This window comes from Tenacibaculum larymnensis (genome assembly GCF_028829235.1).
GTDB classification, from domain to species: Bacteria; Bacteroidota; Bacteroidia; order Flavobacteriales; family Flavobacteriaceae; genus Polaribacter; species Polaribacter larymnensis.
In genome coordinates this window covers 38205-57852 of the sequence record NZ_JAIWJY010000006.1, presented here as the reverse complement: position 1 = coordinate 57852, position 19648 = coordinate 38205, and the positions used below count along the sequence as shown (strand labels likewise).

At 31.1% G+C, this 19648-nt stretch carries 1 protein-coding gene; it reads left to right on the top strand.

Annotated elements, in window-relative coordinates:
* Positions 1-12 precede the first annotated feature (12 nt).
* A complete protein-coding gene (locus tag LCI24_RS09990) occupies positions 13-19641 on the top strand; it encodes a non-ribosomal peptide synthase/polyketide synthase (protein WP_274640257.1) in 19629 nt (6542 codons plus the stop codon).
* The last annotated feature ends 7 nt before the right edge of the window (positions 19642-19648 follow it).

Sequence of the window (19648 nt, the reverse complement as noted above, 5' to 3'; positions counted from 1 at the left end):
AAAAAAATAAAAATGAAAACATTAAGTTCTTACCATCAACAAAGACTTTGGTTTATTGATTATTTTGAAAAAGGAGATTTATATCCTGAAGGACCAGTTTATCACAATATACCATTAATATTTAGTGTTAAAAAGCTGTTGTCATATGAAAATATTGAAAAAGCTGTTTATGAGCTGCTATCAAAAAATGAAGTTTTAAGAACTAGTTTTTCTAGGTCTGAAGGAACAATCTTTCAAGAAATTCACAACATAAATGAAGTTTTAATAGATAAAATATTAAAGCAAGAAGTAAACTTGTTATCTAAGCTAAAGGATTTACAAGAGTTAGCTTTTACTTTTGATAATAATTTTCTAATAAAATGTTATTTTGAAAATTTAAAAGATAAAACTCTGATTTATTTTGTAATTCATCATGCATTAATTGATAGAAAAAGTATTGGGTTAATTAAAAATCAGTTGATATCAATCTTAGAGAATTCTACTTCAGAAGATGATCATAAAATTCAATTCCAACATTTTTCTAATTGGCAAAATAACTTAAACGAGGAAGATTTAGAGTCACTGTTATTTTACTGGAGGTCAAAACTGAATGATTTACAAGTATTGTATTATCCAACAGATTTTGAAAGAGAACAAGTACATATTTATAAAGCAAAGTCAACTTTAAGATTGCTAGATCGACAAGAGATATCTCAATTTGCTCATAGTCATAATCTAAATACAGAAACGTTGTTTTTAAGTGCTTATAAAATGGCATTGGCAAAATTAACGGGATTAAATGATATTGTTATAGGAACTTTAATGGATTTGAGAAATGACCAAATTAAAGAATTAGTAGGCCCTATAGAGAACTTAGTTGTTTTACGTTCAAAAGTTGATAAAAACAAAACTATAAAAGAGTTATTGTTTTTAATTGAAGAAGGAAGAAAGGAAGCAGAAAGGTATAAAACAATGCCTTTTGATAAATTAGTGCTAGAGCTCAATCCTAAGAAAGATATGAGTAGAACAGCATTGTTTGATATATTTTTTAACTATGAGAAAGAAGAAGCTTATGAAAGGAACCTTATTACCGAAAGTATAGTAAATAAAGGTTTTGGTAAGTATGATTTTAACCTTTTAGTTACAGAAAGAAATGATTTTTTTCATTTAGGGCTAACATATAATGAACTATATTTTCAAGAAGAAACTGCAAATTCATTACTAAACTTAACAATTGATATTCTAAATAGAATAGTCAAAAATAATAAGGTTATTTTAAAAGAAATACCTCTTGTTTCAGGACAAGAATATAATAGAGCTATAGGAGGTACGTCAATTCAGGAAGTTTCAACCGATTCAATAATAGATGTATTTTCTAAACAAGTTAAAATGTTTGGTTCAAGGTTAGCGCTTAGTAGTTCGTTAGGAGAAGTAACCTATGAAGATTTAGATAATGAATCAACGAAGTTGGCGAACTATTTGATTAATAGCTGTGGTGTGAAACCAGAAGATCGAGTAGCGATTATTGTTCCTAAATCTATCGAACTAATAGTTGCAATTATAGGTGTTTTAAAATCTGGTGCAGCTTATGTTCCTATAGATATTAATTACCCTGATGAGCGAAAGAACTTTATGATAGAAGATTCTGAATGTAGATTAGTAATAGATGAAAGTTTCATTAATAAAAACCAAGAGAACATTAATAGAGAGTCAATAGTTTTATCAAAGGTTCAAATAAGTTCTTCAAATTTAGCATATATAATTTACACTTCTGGAACAACTGGAAAACCTAAGGGGGTAATGATAGAACATAAGAATGTTTTGAGTTTGTTGACTTCTTGTTATGATAAATTTGAGTTTTCAGAAAAAGACACTTGGACTTTTTTCCATTCTTACTGTTTTGATTTTTCCATATGGGAAATATTTGGGGCGTTACTTACTGGGGCAAATGTGCTGATTTTAAATAATGATGAGGTAAGAGATCATGAGGTTTCTATAAAATTAATGAATAAGTACAATTCTACGGTTTTTAGTCAAACACCATCAGCATTCTATAATTTTATAGCATTAAACTATAAAGTGCCAACTTTACGCTATGTAGTTTTTGGAGGAGAAGCTTTACATCCTATTAAGTTAAAAAAATGGAGAGAAGAAAACCCTGAAGTTTCCTTAGTAAATATGTATGGAATAACCGAAACAACTGTACATGTCACATTTAAAGAACTTTCAAACGACGATATGGATAAAGCCACAAGTAATATAGGTAGATCTTTATCTTTTGCGAATAGCTATATTCTTGATCAGGATGGTCAAATAGTACCATTTGGAAGACCTGGTGAATTGTATGTTTCAGGAAATGGAGTTGCGAGAGGATATTTAAATAGACCAGATCAACAAGAAGAGAAGTTTTTACCATGTCCTTTTGATGAATACAGTACTATGTACAGAACTGGAGATTTAGCTAGATTTTTACCTTCAAGAGAGTTAGAATATTTGGGAAGGATTGATGACCAAGTTAAAATTAGAGGGTATAGAATCGAGTTAGACGAAATAAAAAAACAAATAGATTCATACAAAGGAGTTAAGGAGAGTGCAATTACCTTAGTAGAACTTTCCGATGGAGACAAAGGAATAGCAGCTTATGTGGTTCTTGATAAAAATGAAAGCATTAATAGTTTAAAACTTCATTTAGGTAGTAAAGTACCAGAATATATGGTGCCTACATTTTTTATTGAAATGGATCAAATTCCAATAAACTCTAATGGGAAAATTGATAAAGTAAATTTACCAAGTCCATTTGACAGTATAGAAAAAAATGAAAAGGATATAAAAGGACCAATTACAGATGTACAAATTAAACTTTTTAATATTTGGAAAAATGTACTGAATACTGAGTCATTTGGAATAGAGCATAATTTTTTCGAACTGGGGGGGCATAGCTTAAAAGCAACAAGGCTTATTAGTGCCATTCATAAAGATTTTGAAGTAAAATTAGAGTTAAAGGAAATATTTGCAAATCCAACTCTTGAACAACAGGCTTTATTGATTGAGGCTTCAGATAAAAATAACTTTACAGAAATAAAACTATTAGAGCATCAAGAGTTTTATCCAGTATCAGATGGTCAGAAAAGATTATGGGTTCTAAGTCAGTTTGAAGAGAGTTCGGTTGCTTATAATATGGCGTCTTATTTAGAATTAGATAGTGATTATGATGTGTCAAAATTTGAAAAAGCTATTCAATTAGTTTTAGAGAGACACGAAATTTTAAGGACAGTATTTAAAACAAATTCTAAAGGAGAAGTAGTACAAAAGATACTTGAAAAAGATGATTTTGAATTTAAAGTAGCTCACAAAGATTTTAGTTCTTTTGATAATCCTTATGAAGAATTCTTAGAATTCATAAGAAAAGATAAGAATACACCATTTAACTTAAGTTCTGGGCCTCTTTTTAGAGGAAGTATTATTAAATTTTCAAATGAAAAAACTGTCTTTTATTACAATATGCATCACATAATTAGTGATGGGTGGTCTATTGATATATTAAGAAGAGATGTATTAGCATATTACGAGAATTTGGTTAAAGCTAGTGAGCTTGATTTACCATCATTGAAAATCCAATATAAAGATTATGCGTCGTGGCAGCAAGAGCAAGTAAGGGGAGTAAACTACAAAAAGTATAGAGATTTTTGGTTAGAAAAACTAAAAGGAGAAATACCATTACTTGATTTACCATATCAAAAAAACAGACCTAAAATTAAAACATACAATGGTGGTGCTTATCAAGGGACTTTGAATTTAGAACAAACAAAAAAAATAAAAGAATTTGTTCAAAAGAATCAAAGTACATTGTTTGTTGGATTAGTAAGTATTTGGAATTTAATCCTTCATAAATATTCAGGGAACAATGATATAGTTATAGGAACATCCGTAGCAGGAAGAGAGCATGAAGATTTAAAGGATCAGATAGGTTTTTTTGTAAACACCATAGCACTACGAAATTATATTAATCCTAAACAAAGCTATCAAGACATTTTTCAGCAAATAGATGAAAATACATTAGAAGCTCTTGAAAATCAAATGTATCCATTTGATAGGTTAATAGACGAGCTAGATGTAGAAAAAAGTTTAGATAGAAGCCCTGTGTTTGATGTAATGCTAGTATTACAAAATACTAGTGAAGTGGAAGAAACAAGAGAAAAAGAAGTATTAAGTGAAACTATAGAAGTTTCTGAAGAAATTATATCAAAGTTTGATTTAGAAATGTTTTTTCAGGAAAGAAAAGGTCAATTATGGTTTCAAATCAATTACAATAAAGATGTTTATAAAAATGAATTAATACCTCAATTAATAAAGCATTTTAAACAGGTTCTTGATATAGTTATTTCTCAACCTGAAATTGAAATTGAAAATATAGAGTACCTTTCTGAGGAGGAAGAAACGAGGTTATTAGAATCATATAACGATACTCAAGCTTATTTTTCAGAAAGTACATCAGTAATTGATTTGTTTACCAAACAAGTTAATGAAAGTCCAGATGCTATAGCCTTAAAGGATTTTAATGGAAAATCATTAGACTATAGGGAGTTAGATGTTTTATCAAATAAGTTTGCTCATTATTTAATTGATAATCATGAAATAAAAAAGGGGGATTTAGTAGGAATAAACATAGATAGAAGTGTAGATACAATAGTTGTAATTTTAGGAATTTTAAAAATAGGAGCTGCTTACCTTCCTTTAGATTCAAACTACCCTCAATCAAGAATAGATTACATTCAAAGTGATAGTAAATGTAAATTAAGTGTTGATGATGATATTTTAAATGAATTTAATCAGAATAAAGCTAATTTTTCAGAATCAAAACAACTTCTTAAACCCCGAGCGACAGATTTAGCTTACGTTATTTACACCTCAGGATCAACAGGGAAACCTAAAGGGGTTATGATAGAGCATAATGCTCTGTTAAATTACTTAGAATGGGGACAAGATTATTATTTGAAAGAATTAAAGGAGAAAACGGATTTTGGTTTATTTACATCATTATCATTTGATCTTACTATAACTAGTTTGTTTTTACCTTTAATTTCAGGAGCTACTTTAAATGTGTTTTCGGGCAACGAAATAGTTTCCGATTCATTAAAGTATTATTTTGAAAGTGATATACCTTGTATTAAGCTAACACCTGCCCATATCATTTTATTGGGAAGCATGGAGTTTAATCCAGGGAAAAAAGAATTAATAATTGTTGGAGGGGAGGCTTTAACAAATCGTCATATAAATATTTTACGAGAGTATTATCCTAAAGCAAAGATTATTAATGAATATGGTCCTACTGAGGCTACTGTAGGGTGTATAGTTTGGGATACAGTTAATTTAGAAGAAAAGATATTAATCGGAAAACCTATAGGCAATACAGAGGTTTATGTATTAGATGATTCGTTGAGTTTAGTAGCAGAAGGAGTTTTAGGAGAGTTATATATATCAGGTTCAGGTTTATCACGCGGGTATTTACACCGTCCAGAATTAACGGCAGAACGTTTTATATCCCATCCATTTAAAGAAGGAGAGTGTTTGTACAAAACCGGAGATATTTGCCGTTGGTTACCAGGAGGCGTTTTAGAATATATAGGACGTATAGACGATCAGGTAAAAATACGAGGGCATCGAATAGAGTTAGGGGAAATAGAAGTAGAGTTGGACTCTATAGAAGGAGTAGAGTCGTGTGTCGTATCGATTAAAGAAGTATCAGGAGAAGCTGTATTAGTAGCCTATTTTGTAGGGAATGTAGAAGGAATAAGATTACGTAAGGAGTTGGAGTCACGATTACCATCATATATGGTTCCCCATTATTATGTTTCTATAGACGCTATTCCGTTAACCTCAAATGGTAAGGTTTCACGATCATCATTGCCAGAGGTGAGCGATTCAGACATGCTACGAGAAGAATTTTTATCAGCACGAAACGAAGAGGAAAAGGTATTACTAGAAGTTTGTGAATCGGTTTTACAACGAGAAAGAATAAGTGTATTAGATAATTTTTATAATTTAGGAGGCGATTCGATAAAATCAATTCAAGTAGTATCTCGATTAAAAGCATTGGGATATCAATTAGGAGTTTCAGATATTTTATCCCATCCAGTTTTATCAGATTTATCATTATACATAAAAAAAGAAGTAACATCTCAAGATCAATCGGTTGTAAAAGGAGATGTAGTTTTATCACCTATTCAACAACATTTTTTCAAAGACTCAGGTATCGTTAATACCAACCATTATAACCAATCAGTTTTACTAAAGAGTAAATTAGCAATAGATAAAGAGTTTTTAGGAGAGAGTATTTCAAAACTGTTGACTCATCATGATGCTTTACGTATGATTTTTAGTAAAGAATCTTCATGGAGTCAGTATAATAGAGAGGAATTAGACTATTCATCAATAGTTCAATATTATGATTTAACAGGAGTAGAAGATTTAACTTCAGAAATAACGCGTGTAGGAGAAGAGTTACAAAGTAGTGTAAATATCCTTACAGGAGATTTAGTAAAAGTAGCTCATATAGCAACATCAGAAGGAGATTACCTAGGTATTGTTATCCATCACTTGGTTGTAGATGGTGTTTCATGGCGAATTTTACTAGAAGACTTATCAAGTTTATATACCAATTTGGTTAAAGGGATACAAGAAGAATTGCCTTTAAAAACAAGTTCTTATCAGCAATGGAGTAAGGAGCAGTATAAGTACAGTAAAGAGACATTAGTAGCAAAAGAGTTGTCTTATTGGGAGAAATTATTAACAAAAGAAATAACTACTTTTCCAGTAGATTATACTACAAAAACACCTATTGTAATTGATAGTAAGCAAGGTTTTAGGTTATCTGAAATTTATACGAACTTGCTAGAAGGAGAAATTCATAGTCACTATTCTACCAATATTCAAGACGTTTTATTAGCATGTTTAGGAGTGAGTTTATCCAAGACATTTGGAGTTAAAGAAACGTTACTTGAATTAGAAGGACATGGTAGATTGTCTTTTACAGAAGATGTAGATGTAACAAGAACAGTAGGTTGGTTTACAAGTTTATACCCTTTTTTATTAAATGTAGATTCTACAGAAGACCTGTCTAAAGTTTTAATAAAAGTAAAAGATTCTTTACGAAGCATACCAAACAAAGGTATAGGCTATGGTATGTTAAAGTATTTATCAGAAGAAGTTAGTTTACAAGAAATACACCCAACAATTCAGTTTAATTATTTAGGAGCGTTTGGAAATGAATTTAAGAAGCAAGATGGAGGATTATTTAGTTTTAGTGATATAAGTTTAGGACGAGATGTTTCAGTAGAAGAGTCGAGCAGTATACCACTACGTATCTCAGGAGCAATAGTTTCAGGGCAATTACAGATATATGTTCATTATAGTTCTTTACAATATGAAGAGTCGACAATTAAAATAATGATTGATACTTATGAATTAGCATTAAAGAACTTAATAAGTCAATTAGAAGAAAAAGAAGGATACTATTTAACACCGTCAGATTTAACATATAAATCACTATCGTTACCATCGTTATCATCCATAACAAAAAACTACGAGATACTAGATGTTTATGAATTATCTCCATTACAGCAAGGTATGTATTACCATTGGCTTCAAGATGTTTCATCAAGCTTATATTTTGAGCAGTTATCGTATAAACTATCATCAAAAACTTTAGATCTAGCGCAAGCAAAGCAGGCTTATGAGATACTACAGTCACGTCATGATGTTTTACGTACAGGTTTTACTAATGACTATAATGGTATTCCTTTACAGGTTGTGTATAAAGAAGGCGACGTTAATTTTAGAGTGGAGCAAGTAACAGAAAATTCATCAGATAGTTGTGTAGACAAATTGAAGGAAGAAGATCGTTTGTTAGGCTTTGACTTATCATCACGTTCACAGATGCGATTAACCGTTTTAGATTATGGTTTGGGTGATTATGAGTTTATTTGGAGTTTTCATCATATTTTGATGGATGGATGGTGTATAAGTATTTTACTTAATGAATACTATCAAATTTTAAACTCTATCCAAAAAGGGGTGCCTCATAACTTAAACAAACCATTAGCTTACTCACGTTATATAGAATGGTTAAGTCAATTAGATCAAAGCCAATCATTATCTTATTGGAAAGGTTATTTATCATCTTACGATGAGATAGCAAGCTTACCTTATAAAGACAGTGGAGATATAGCTCAACAAGGAGTTCGAGGAAGTGAAGATATTGTTATTGAATCTTCTTTATACGAATCATTATCAACGTTATGTAAACAACACTCTATAACGCAGAATACTTTTATACAAGGAGTTTGGGGATATTTATTATCAAAATATAACAATAGCCAAGATGTAGTTTTTGGAAGTGTAGTTTCAGGAAGACCAGGGTCTTTATCAGGAGTAGAACATATGGTTGGGTTGTTTATAAATACAATTCCAGTTCGAATAAAATATAATTCATTAACAACTGGATTAGATTTATTAAACCAAGTTCATCAAGATTCAATAACAGGGCAATCTCATCACTACTTAAATTTATCAGAAGTTCAGTCAAATAGTGGTTTAGGAATGGATTTAATAAACCATGTTTTAGTGTTTGAGAATTTTGCTTTACAAGAATCGATCAAACAAGGCGAATCAGATTTATCATTAACTATAACAGAGGCAGATAGTTTTGAGCAGACCCATTATGATTTTGGAATATTAGTTCATCCTCAAGGAGACAGTTTACACATTCGGTTAGAATATGATTTAGGAGTTTATTCAAGTTCTCGAATGAGTTTAATAAAATCTCACTTTGAGCAATTATTAAGAAGCTTTATAACGACACCAGATTTAAAATTATCCTCATTAGAATATTTAACAGCAGAAGAACAGCATGAACAGTTAGAACTGTTTAACGCAACCAAAATGTCTTATGATTTAGAATCTACTTTAGTTAGTTTGTTTGAATCACAAGTTTTATCAACCCCAGATTTGATAGCAGTTTCTTATGAAGAAGAAAGTTTAACATATAAAGAATTAGATGAGTTATCAAATAGATTAGGACATTATTTACAATCAGTTCATAACGTAGGTAGAGGAGACTTGGTGGGATTAAAACTAGAGCGAGGTCTATGGATGATTGTAGGTATTTTAGGAGTATTAAAATCAGGAGGAGCTTATGTTCCAATAGATGTCCATTATCCAGAGTCTAGAAAGGCATATATTCTAGAAGATAGTGGTTGTAAGGTTTGTGTAGAAGATAGTTTATTAAAAGACTTTAAAGATACACAAGAAGAGTATTCAAAATTAGCTTTAGTAGAGCAACCATTGGCTGAAGATTTGGCTTATATAATATACACCTCAGGATCAACAGGGAAACCTAAAGGGGTAATGATTGAACATAGAAATGTGGTGAATCTAATAATTTCTCAGACTAATAAATTCAAAATAGATGAGACGGAAAAAGTATTGCAGTTTTCAAACATTTCGTTTGATGCATCTGTAGAGCAAATATTTTTAGCGATTTTAAATGGTTCTGAATTGGTTTTAGTATCACGAGAGGATATTTTAGAGCCAACAACTTTTGAGAAAATAATTATAAAAAAAGAGATAACACATTTACATGCGACTCCAAGTTATTTGAAAGCTTTAACATTAACAAGAGATACAAAACTGAAAAGAATTATTGCAGGAGGAGAGGCTTGTTCATCTGAGTTAGCAAAGAAATTGGGAGAAGTAGCTTATTTTTATAATGAGTACGGACCTACAGAAACTACAGTTACCTCAATAGAATATCATTTTGAAAATCAATATATCAATAATAATATATACCCAATCGGAAAACCTATAGGCAATACAGAGGTTTATGTATTAGATGATTCGTTGAGTTTAGTAGCAGAAGGAGTTTTAGGAGAGTTATATATATCAGGTTCAGGTTTATCACGCGGGTATTTACACCGTCCAGAATTAACGGCAGAACGTTTTATATCCCATCCATTTAAAGAAGGAGAGTGTTTGTACAAAACCGGAGATATTTGCCGTTGGTTACCAGGAGGCGTTTTAGAATATATAGGACGTATAGACGATCAGGTAAAAATACGAGGGCATCGAATAGAGTTAGGGGAAATAGAAGTAGAGTTGGACTCTATAGAAGGAGTAGAGTCGTGTGTCGTATCGATTAAAGAAGTATCAGGAGAAGCTGTATTAGTAGCCTATTTTGTAGGGAATGTAGAAGGAATAAGATTACGTAAGGAGTTGGAGTCACGATTACCATCATATATGGTTCCCCATTATTATGTTTCTATAGACGCTATTCCGTTAACCTCAAATGGTAAGGTTTCACGATCATCATTGCCAGAGGTGAGCGATTCAGACATGCTACGAGAAGAATTTTTATCAGCACGAAACGAAGAGGAAAAGGTATTACTAGAAGTTTGTGAATCGGTTTTACAACGAGAAAGAATAAGTGTATTAGATAATTTTTATAATTTAGGAGGCGATTCGATAAAATCAATTCAAGTAGTATCTCGATTAAAAGCATTGGGATATCAATTAGGAGTTTCAGATATTTTATCCCATCCAGTTTTATCAGATTTATCATTATACATAAAAAAAGAAGTAACATCTCAAGATCAATCGGTTGTAAAAGGAGATGTAGTTTTATCACCTATTCAACAACATTTTTTCAAAGACTCAGGTATCGTTAATACCAACCATTATAACCAATCAGTTTTACTAAAGAGTAAATTAGCAATAGATAAAGAGTTTTTAGGAGAGAGTATTTCAAAACTGTTGACTCATCATGATGCTTTACGTATGATTTTTAGTAAAGAATCTTCATGGAGTCAGTATAATAGAGAGGAATTAGACTATTCATCAATAGTTCAATATTATGATTTAACAGGAGTAGAAGATTTAACTTCAGAAATAACGCGTGTAGGAGAAGAGTTACAAAGTAGTGTAAATATCCTTACAGGAGATTTAGTAAAAGTAGCTCATATAGCAACATCAGAAGGAGATTACCTAGGTATTGTTATCCATCACTTGGTTGTAGATGGTGTTTCATGGCGAATTTTACTAGAAGACTTATCAAGTTTATATACCAATTTGGTTAAAGGGATACAAGAAGAATTGCCTTTAAAAACAAGTTCTTATCAGCAATGGAGTAAGGAGCAGTATAAGTACAGTAAAGAGACATTAGTAGCAAAAGAGTTGTCTTATTGGGAGAAATTATTAACAAAAGAAATAACTACTTTTCCAGTAGATTATACTACAAAAACACCTATTGTAATTGATAGTAAGCAAGGTTTTAGGTTATCTGAAATTTATACGAACTTGCTAGAAGGAGAAATTCATAGTCACTATTCTACCAATATTCAAGACGTTTTATTAGCATGTTTAGGAGTGAGTTTATCCAAGACATTTGGAGTTAAAGAAACGTTACTTGAATTAGAAGGACATGGTAGATTGTCTTTTACAGAAGATGTAGATGTAACAAGAACAGTAGGTTGGTTTACAAGTTTATACCCTTTTTTATTAAATGTAGATTCTACAGAAGACCTGTCTAAAGTTTTAATAAAAGTAAAAGATTCTTTACGAAGCATACCAAACAAAGGTATAGGCTATGGTATGTTAAAGTATTTATCAGAAGAAGTTAGTTTACAAGAAATACACCCAACAATTCAGTTTAATTATTTAGGAGCGTTTGGAAATGAATTTAAGAAGCAAGATGGAGGATTATTTAGTTTTAGTGATATAAGTTTAGGACGAGATGTTTCAGTAGAAGAGTCGAGCAGTATACCACTACGTATCTCAGGAGCAATAGTTTCAGGGCAATTACAGATATATGTTCATTATAGTTCTTTACAATATGAAGAGTCGACAATTAAAATAATGATTGATACTTATGAATTAGCATTAAAGAACTTAATAAGTCAATTAGAAGAAAAAGAAGGATACTATTTAACACCGTCAGATTTAACATATAAATCACTATCGTTACCATCGTTATCATCCATAACAAAAAACTACGAGATACTAGATGTTTATGAATTATCTCCATTACAGCAAGGTATGTATTACCATTGGCTTCAAGATGTTTCATCAAGCTTATATTTTGAGCAGTTATCGTATAAACTATCATCAAAAACTTTAGATCTAGCGCAAGCAAAGCAGGCTTATGAGATACTACAGTCACGTCATGATGTTTTACGTACAGGTTTTACTAATGACTATAATGGTATTCCTTTACAGGTTGTGTATAAAGAAGGCGACGTTAATTTTAGAGTGGAGCAAGTAACAGAAAATTCATCAGATAGTTGTGTAGACAAATTGAAGGAAGAAGATCGTTTGTTAGGCTTTGACTTATCATCACGTTCACAGATGCGATTAACCGTTTTAGATTATGGTTTGGGTGATTATGAGTTTATTTGGAGTTTTCATCATATTTTGATGGATGGATGGTGTATAAGTATTTTACTTAATGAATACTATCAAATTTTAAACTCTATCCAAAAAGGGGTGCCTCATAACTTAAACAAACCATTAGCTTACTCACGTTATATAGAATGGTTAAGTCAATTAGATCAAAGCCAATCATTATCTTATTGGAAAGGTTATTTATCATCTTACGATGAGATAGCAAGCTTACCTTATAAAGACAGTGGAGATATAGCTCAACAAGGAGTTCGAGGAAGTGAAGATATTGTTATTGAATCTTCTTTATACGAATCATTATCAACGTTATGTAAACAACACTCTATAACGCAGAATACTTTTATACAAGGAGTTTGGGGATATTTATTATCAAAATATAACAATAGCCAAGATGTAGTTTTTGGAAGTGTAGTTTCAGGAAGACCAGGGTCTTTATCAGGAGTAGAACATATGGTTGGGTTGTTTATAAATACAATTCCAGTTCGAATAAAATATAATTCATTAACAACTGGATTAGATTTATTAAACCAAGTTCATCAAGATTCAATAACAGGGCAATCTCATCACTACTTAAATTTATCAGAAGTTCAGTCAAATAGTGGTTTAGGAATGGATTTAATAAACCATGTTTTAGTGTTTGAGAATTTTGCTTTACAAGAATCGATCAAACAAGGCGAATCAGATTTATCATTAACTATAACAGAGGCAGATAGTTTTGAGCAGACCCATTATGATTTTGGAATATTAGTTCATCCTCAAGGAGACAGTTTACACATTCGGTTAGAATATGATTTAGGAGTTTATTCAAGTTCTCGAATGAGTTTAATAAAATCTCACTTTGAGCAATTATTAAGAAGCTTTATAACGACACCAGATTTAAAATTATCCTCATTAGAATATTTAACAGCAGAAGAACAGCATGAACAGTTAGAACTGTTTAACGCAACCAAAATGTCTTATGATTTAGAATCTACTTTAGTTAGTTTGTTTGAATCACAAGTTTTATCAACCCCAGATTTGATAGCAGTTTCTTATGAAGAAGAAAGTTTAACATATAAAGAATTAGATGAGTTATCAAATAGATTAGGACATTATTTACAATCAGTTCATAACGTAGGTAGAGGAGACTTGGTGGGATTAAAACTAGAGCGAGGTCTATGGATGATTGTAGGTATTTTAGGAGTATTAAAATCAGGAGGAGCTTATGTTCCAATAGATGTCCATTATCCAGAGTCTAGAAAGGCATATATTCTAGAAGATAGTGGTTGTAAGGTTTGTGTAGAAGATAGTTTATTAAAAGACTTTAAAGATACACAAGAAGAGTATTCAAAATTAGCTTTAGTAGAGCAACCATTGGCTGAAGATTTGGCTTATATAATATACACCTCAGGATCAACAGGGAAACCTAAAGGGGTAATGATTGAACATAGAAATGTGGTGAATCTAATAATTTCTCAGACTAATAAATTCAAAATAGATGAGACGGAAAAAGTATTGCAGTTTTCAAACATTTCGTTTGATGCATCTGTAGAGCAAATATTTTTAGCGATTTTAAATGGTTCTGAATTGGTTTTAGTATCACGAGAGGATATTTTAGAGCCAACAACTTTTGAGAAAATAATTATAAAAAAAGAGATAACACATTTACATGCGACTCCAAGTTATTTGAAAGCTTTAACATTAACAAGAGATACAAAACTGAAAAGAATTATTGCAGGAGGAGAGGCTTGTTCATCTGAGTTAGCAAAGAAATTGGGAGAAGTAGCTTATTTTTATAATGAGTACGGACCTACAGAAACTACAGTTACCTCAATAGAATATCATTTTGAAAATCAATATATCAATAATAATATATACCCAATCGGAAAACCTATAGGCAATACAGAGGTTTATGTATTAGATGATTCGTTGAGTTTAGTAGCAGAAGGAGTTTTAGGAGAGTTATATATATCAGGTTCAGGTTTATCACGCGGGTATTTACACCGTCCAGAATTAACGGCAGAACGTTTTATATCCCATCCATTTAAAGAAGGAGAGTGTTTGTACAAAACCGGAGATATTTGCCGTTGGTTACCAGGAGGCGTTTTAGAATATATAGGACGTATAGACGATCAGGTAAAAATACGAGGGCATCGAATAGAGTTAGGGGAAATAGAAGTAGAGTTGGACTCTATAGAAGGAGTAGAGTCGTGTGTCGTATCGATTAAAGAAGTATCAGGAGAAGCTGTATTAGTAGCCTATTTTGTAGGGAATGTAGAAGGAATAAGATTACGTAAGGAGTTGGAGTCACGATTACCATCATATATGGTTCCCCATTATTATGTTTCTATAGACGCTATTCCGTTAACCTCAAATGGTAAGGTTTCACGATCATCATTGCCAGAGGTGAGCGATTCAGACATGCTACGAGAAGAATTTTTATCAGCACGAAACGAAGAGGAAAAGGTATTACTAGAAGTTTGTGAATCGGTTTTACAACGAGAAAGAATAAGTGTATTAGATAATTTTTATAATTTAGGAGGCGATTCGATAAAATCAATTCAAGTAGTATCTCGATTAAAAGCATTGGGATATCAATTAGGAGTTTCAGATATTTTATCCCATCCAGTTTTATCAGATTTATCATTATACATAAAAAAAGAAGTAACATCTCAAGATCAATCGGTTGTAAAAGGAGATGTAGTTTTATCACCTATTCAACAACATTTTTTCAAAGACTCAGGTATCGTTAATACCAACCATTATAACCAATCAGTTTTACTAAAGAGTAAATTAGCAATAGATAAAGAGTTTTTAGGAGAGAGTATTTCAAAACTGTTGACTCATCATGATGCTTTACGTATGATTTTTAGTAAAGAATCTTCATGGAGTCAGTATAATAGAGAGGAATTAGACTATTCATCAATAGTTCAATATTATGATTTAACAGGAGTAGAAGATTTAACTTCAGAAATAACGCGTGTAGGAGAAGAGTTACAAAGTAGTGTAAATATCCTTACAGGAGATTTAGTAAAAGTAGCTCATATAGCAACATCAGAAGGAGATTACCTAGGTATTGTTATCCATCACTTGGTTGTAGATGGTGTTTCATGGCGAATTTTACTAGAAGACTTATCAAGTTTATATACCAATTTGGTTAAAGGGATACAAGAAGAATTGCCTTTAAAAACAAGTTCTTATCAGCAATGGAGTAAGGAGCAGTATAAGTACAGTAAAGAGACATTAGTAGCAAAAGAGTTGTCTTATTGGGAGAAATTATTAACAAAAGAAATAACTACTTTTCCAGTAGATTATACTACAAAAACACCTATTGTAATTGATAGTAAGCAAGGTTTTAGGTTATCTGAAATTTATACGAACTTGCTAGAAGGAGAAATTCATAGTCACTATTCTACCAATATTCAAGACGTTTTATTAGCATGTTTAGGAGTGAGTTTATCCAAGACATTTGGAGTTAAAGAAACGTTACTTGAATTAGAAGGACATGGTAGATTGTCTTTTACAGAAGATGTAGATGTAACAAGAACAGTAGGTTGGTTTACAAGTTTATACCCTTTTTTATTAAATGTAGATTCTACAGAAGACCTGTCTAAAGTTTTAATAAAAGTAAAAGATTCTTTACGAAGCATACCAAACAAAGGTATAGGCTATGGTATGTTAAAGTATTTATCAGAAGAAGTTAGTTTACAAGAAATACACCCAACAATTCAGTTTAATTATTTAGGAGCGTTTGGAAATGAATTTAAGAAGCAAGATGGAGGATTATTTAGTTTTAGTGATATAAGTTTAGGACGAGATGTTTCAGTAGAAGAGTCGAGCAGTATACCACTACGTATCTCAGGAGCAATAGTTTCAGGGCAATTACAGATATATGTTCATTATAGTTCTTTACAATATGAAGAGTCGACAATTAAAATAATGATTGATACTTATGAATTAGCATTAAAGAACTTAATAAGTCAATTAGAAGAAAAAGAAGGATACTATTTAACACCGTCAGATTTAACATATAAATCACTATCGTTACCATCGTTATCATCCATAACAAAAAACTACGAGATACTAGATGTTTATGAATTATCTCCATTACAGCAAGGTATGTATTACCATTGGCTTCAAGATGTTTCATCAAGCTTATATTTTGAGCAGTTATCGTATAAACTATCATCAAAAACTTTAGATCTAGCGCAAGCAAAGCAGGCTTATGAGATACTACAGTCACGTCATGATGTTTTACGTACAGGTTTTACTAATGACTATAATGGTATTCCTTTACAGGTTGTGTATAAAGAAGGCGACGTTAATTTTAGAGTGGAGCAAGTAACAGAAAATTCATCAGATAGTTGTGTAGACAAATTGAAGGAAGAAGATCGTTTGTTAGGCTTTGACTTATCATCACGTTCACAGATGCGATTAACCGTTTTAGATTATGGTTTGGGTGATTATGAGTTTATTTGGAGTTTTCATCATATTTTGATGGATGGATGGTGTATAAGTATTTTACTTAATGAATACTATCAAATTTTAAACTCTATCCAAAAAGGGGTGCCTCATAACTTAAACAAACCATTAGCTTACTCACGTTATATAGAATGGTTAAGTCAATTAGATCAAAGCCAATCATTATCTTATTGGAAAGGTTATTTATCATCTTACGATGAGATAGCAAGCTTACCTTATAAAGACAGTGGAGATATAGCTCAACAAGGAGTTCGAGGAAGTGAAGATATTGTTATTGAATCTTCTTTATACGAATCATTATCAACGTTATGTAAACAACACTCTATAACGCAGAATACTTTTATACAAGGAGTTTGGGGATATTTATTATCAAAATATAACAATAGCCAAGATGTAGTTTTTGGAAGTGTAGTTTCAGGAAGACCAGGGTCTTTATCAGGAGTAGAACATATGGTTGGGTTGTTTATAAATACAATTCCAGTTCGAATAAAATATAATTCATTAACAACTGGATTAGATTTATTAAACCAAGTTCATCAAGATTCAATAACAGGGCAATCTCATCACTACTTAAATTTATCAGAAGTTCAGTCAAATAGTGGTTTAGGAATGGATTTAATAAACCATGTTTTAGTGTTTGAGAATTTTGCTTTACAAGAATCGATCAAACAAGGCGAATCAGATTTATCATTAACTATAACAGAGGCAGATAGTTTTGAGCAGACCCATTATGATTTTGGAATATTAGTTCATCCTCAAGGAGACAGTTTACACATTCGGTTAGAATATGATTTAGGAGTTTATTCAAGTTCTCGAATGAGTTTAATAAAATCTCACTTTGAGCAATTATTAAGAAGCTTTATAACGACACCAGATTTAAAATTATCCTCATTAGAATATTTAACAGCAGAAGAACAGCATGAACAGTTAGAACTGTTTAACGCAACCAAAATGTCTTATGATTTAGAATCTACTTTAGTTAGTTTGTTTGAATCACAAGTTTTATCAACCCCAGATTTGATAGCAGTTTCTTATGAAGAAGAAAGTTTAACATATAAAGAATTAGATGAGTTATCAAATAGATTAGGACATTATTTACAATCAGTTCATAACGTAGGTAGAGGAGACTTGGTGGGATTAAAACTAGAGCGAGGTCTATGGATGATTGTAGGTATTTTAGGAGTATTAAAATCAGGAGGAGCTTATGTTCCAATAGATGTCCATTATCCAGAGTCTAGAAAGGCATATATTCTAGAAGATAGTGGTTGTAAGGTTTGTGTAGAAGATAGTTTATTAAAAGACTTTAAAGATACACAAGAAGAGTATTCAAAATTAGCTTTAGTAGAGCAACCATTGGCTGAAGATTTGGCTTATATAATATACACCTCAGGATCAACAGGGAAACCTAAAGGGGTAATGATTGAACATAGGAACATTGTTAACACTATTTTATCTCAAATAGAAATATTTAATCTAAATAATTGTAAAAATAGTTTACAATTTGCCTCTTTTTCATTTGATGCTTCAGTTTCAGAGATATTTATAAGCTTATTATCGGGAACAACTCTTCATATAGTAACTGATGAAGTCAGAGAAAATCCAAAAAATTTAGAAGAATTTATTGTTGATAGACGTATTGATATAGCAACAATTCCCCCCGCTTACTTAAGATATATGGATGTTAATTCATTAGAAGGTATGGTTTCTTTAATAACAGCTGGAGAATCTCCTGATTACGGTAAGGTTAAAGAATATCTTGAAATGAAAAAAGGAGATTATTTTAACGCTTATGGACCAACGGAAACAAGTATTTGCGGAACAATTTTTAAAATAGGAAAAGAAGCAGATTTAAATTGTACATCTCTTCCAATAGGTAAGCCTATACATAATGTCAATTTATATGTTGTCGATAATGAAGGAGGTATTGTGCCTAAGGAAGTTGTAGGTGAAATTTACATTAGTGGTTATGGAGTTGCAAGAGGTTATTTAAATAAGCCAGAGTTGACCAAAGAAAAGTTTATCAAAACCACGTATGTTAAAGAAGAAACTCTTTATAAAACTGGGGATTTAGGTTATTGGACAACAGAAGGAAATATCGTTTTTGTCGGAAGAAAAGACGATCAAGTTAAAATTAATGGGTATAGGATAGAACTAGAAGAAGTAGCGAGTAAGCTCAAAGAAAAAAGTGGTATTAAACAATCCTATGTTACAGTATTTAATAAAGAAAATGAAGGAAAAGAGTTAGTAGCTTATATAACTTCTAATGAAAAATTGCAATCTTCAGAATTAAGAAAGTATCTAGTAGAGAGATTACCAAGGTATATGGTACCTACTTACTTTATTCAAATAGACGAATTACCTATAACAACAAATGGAAAAATTGATAAAAAATCTTTGCCACTACCTGATGGAATGAGTATGAATACAGGGATTGAATATGTGGCTCCTCAAAATGGTAATGAAGAAGGTTTGATAAAAATATTATCAAATCAATTAGGAATAGATAGTAATAAAATTGGGGTATTAGATAACTTTTTTGATTTAGGAATGAACTCTATTAAATTAATGAAATTCATTAATGTTTTAAATCAAAAGTTTGATTTAAAAGTTAAACCAGTAGTATTATTTCAGTATCCTAATATTAAAGAACTTACACTTTATCTTTTCAAAAATGAAGAAGAAAATGAAGATTTACAAGATGAAAATATAGCACAAGAGTTTGAAGATATGCTTGATTTAATGGAAGAATAAAAAGAAA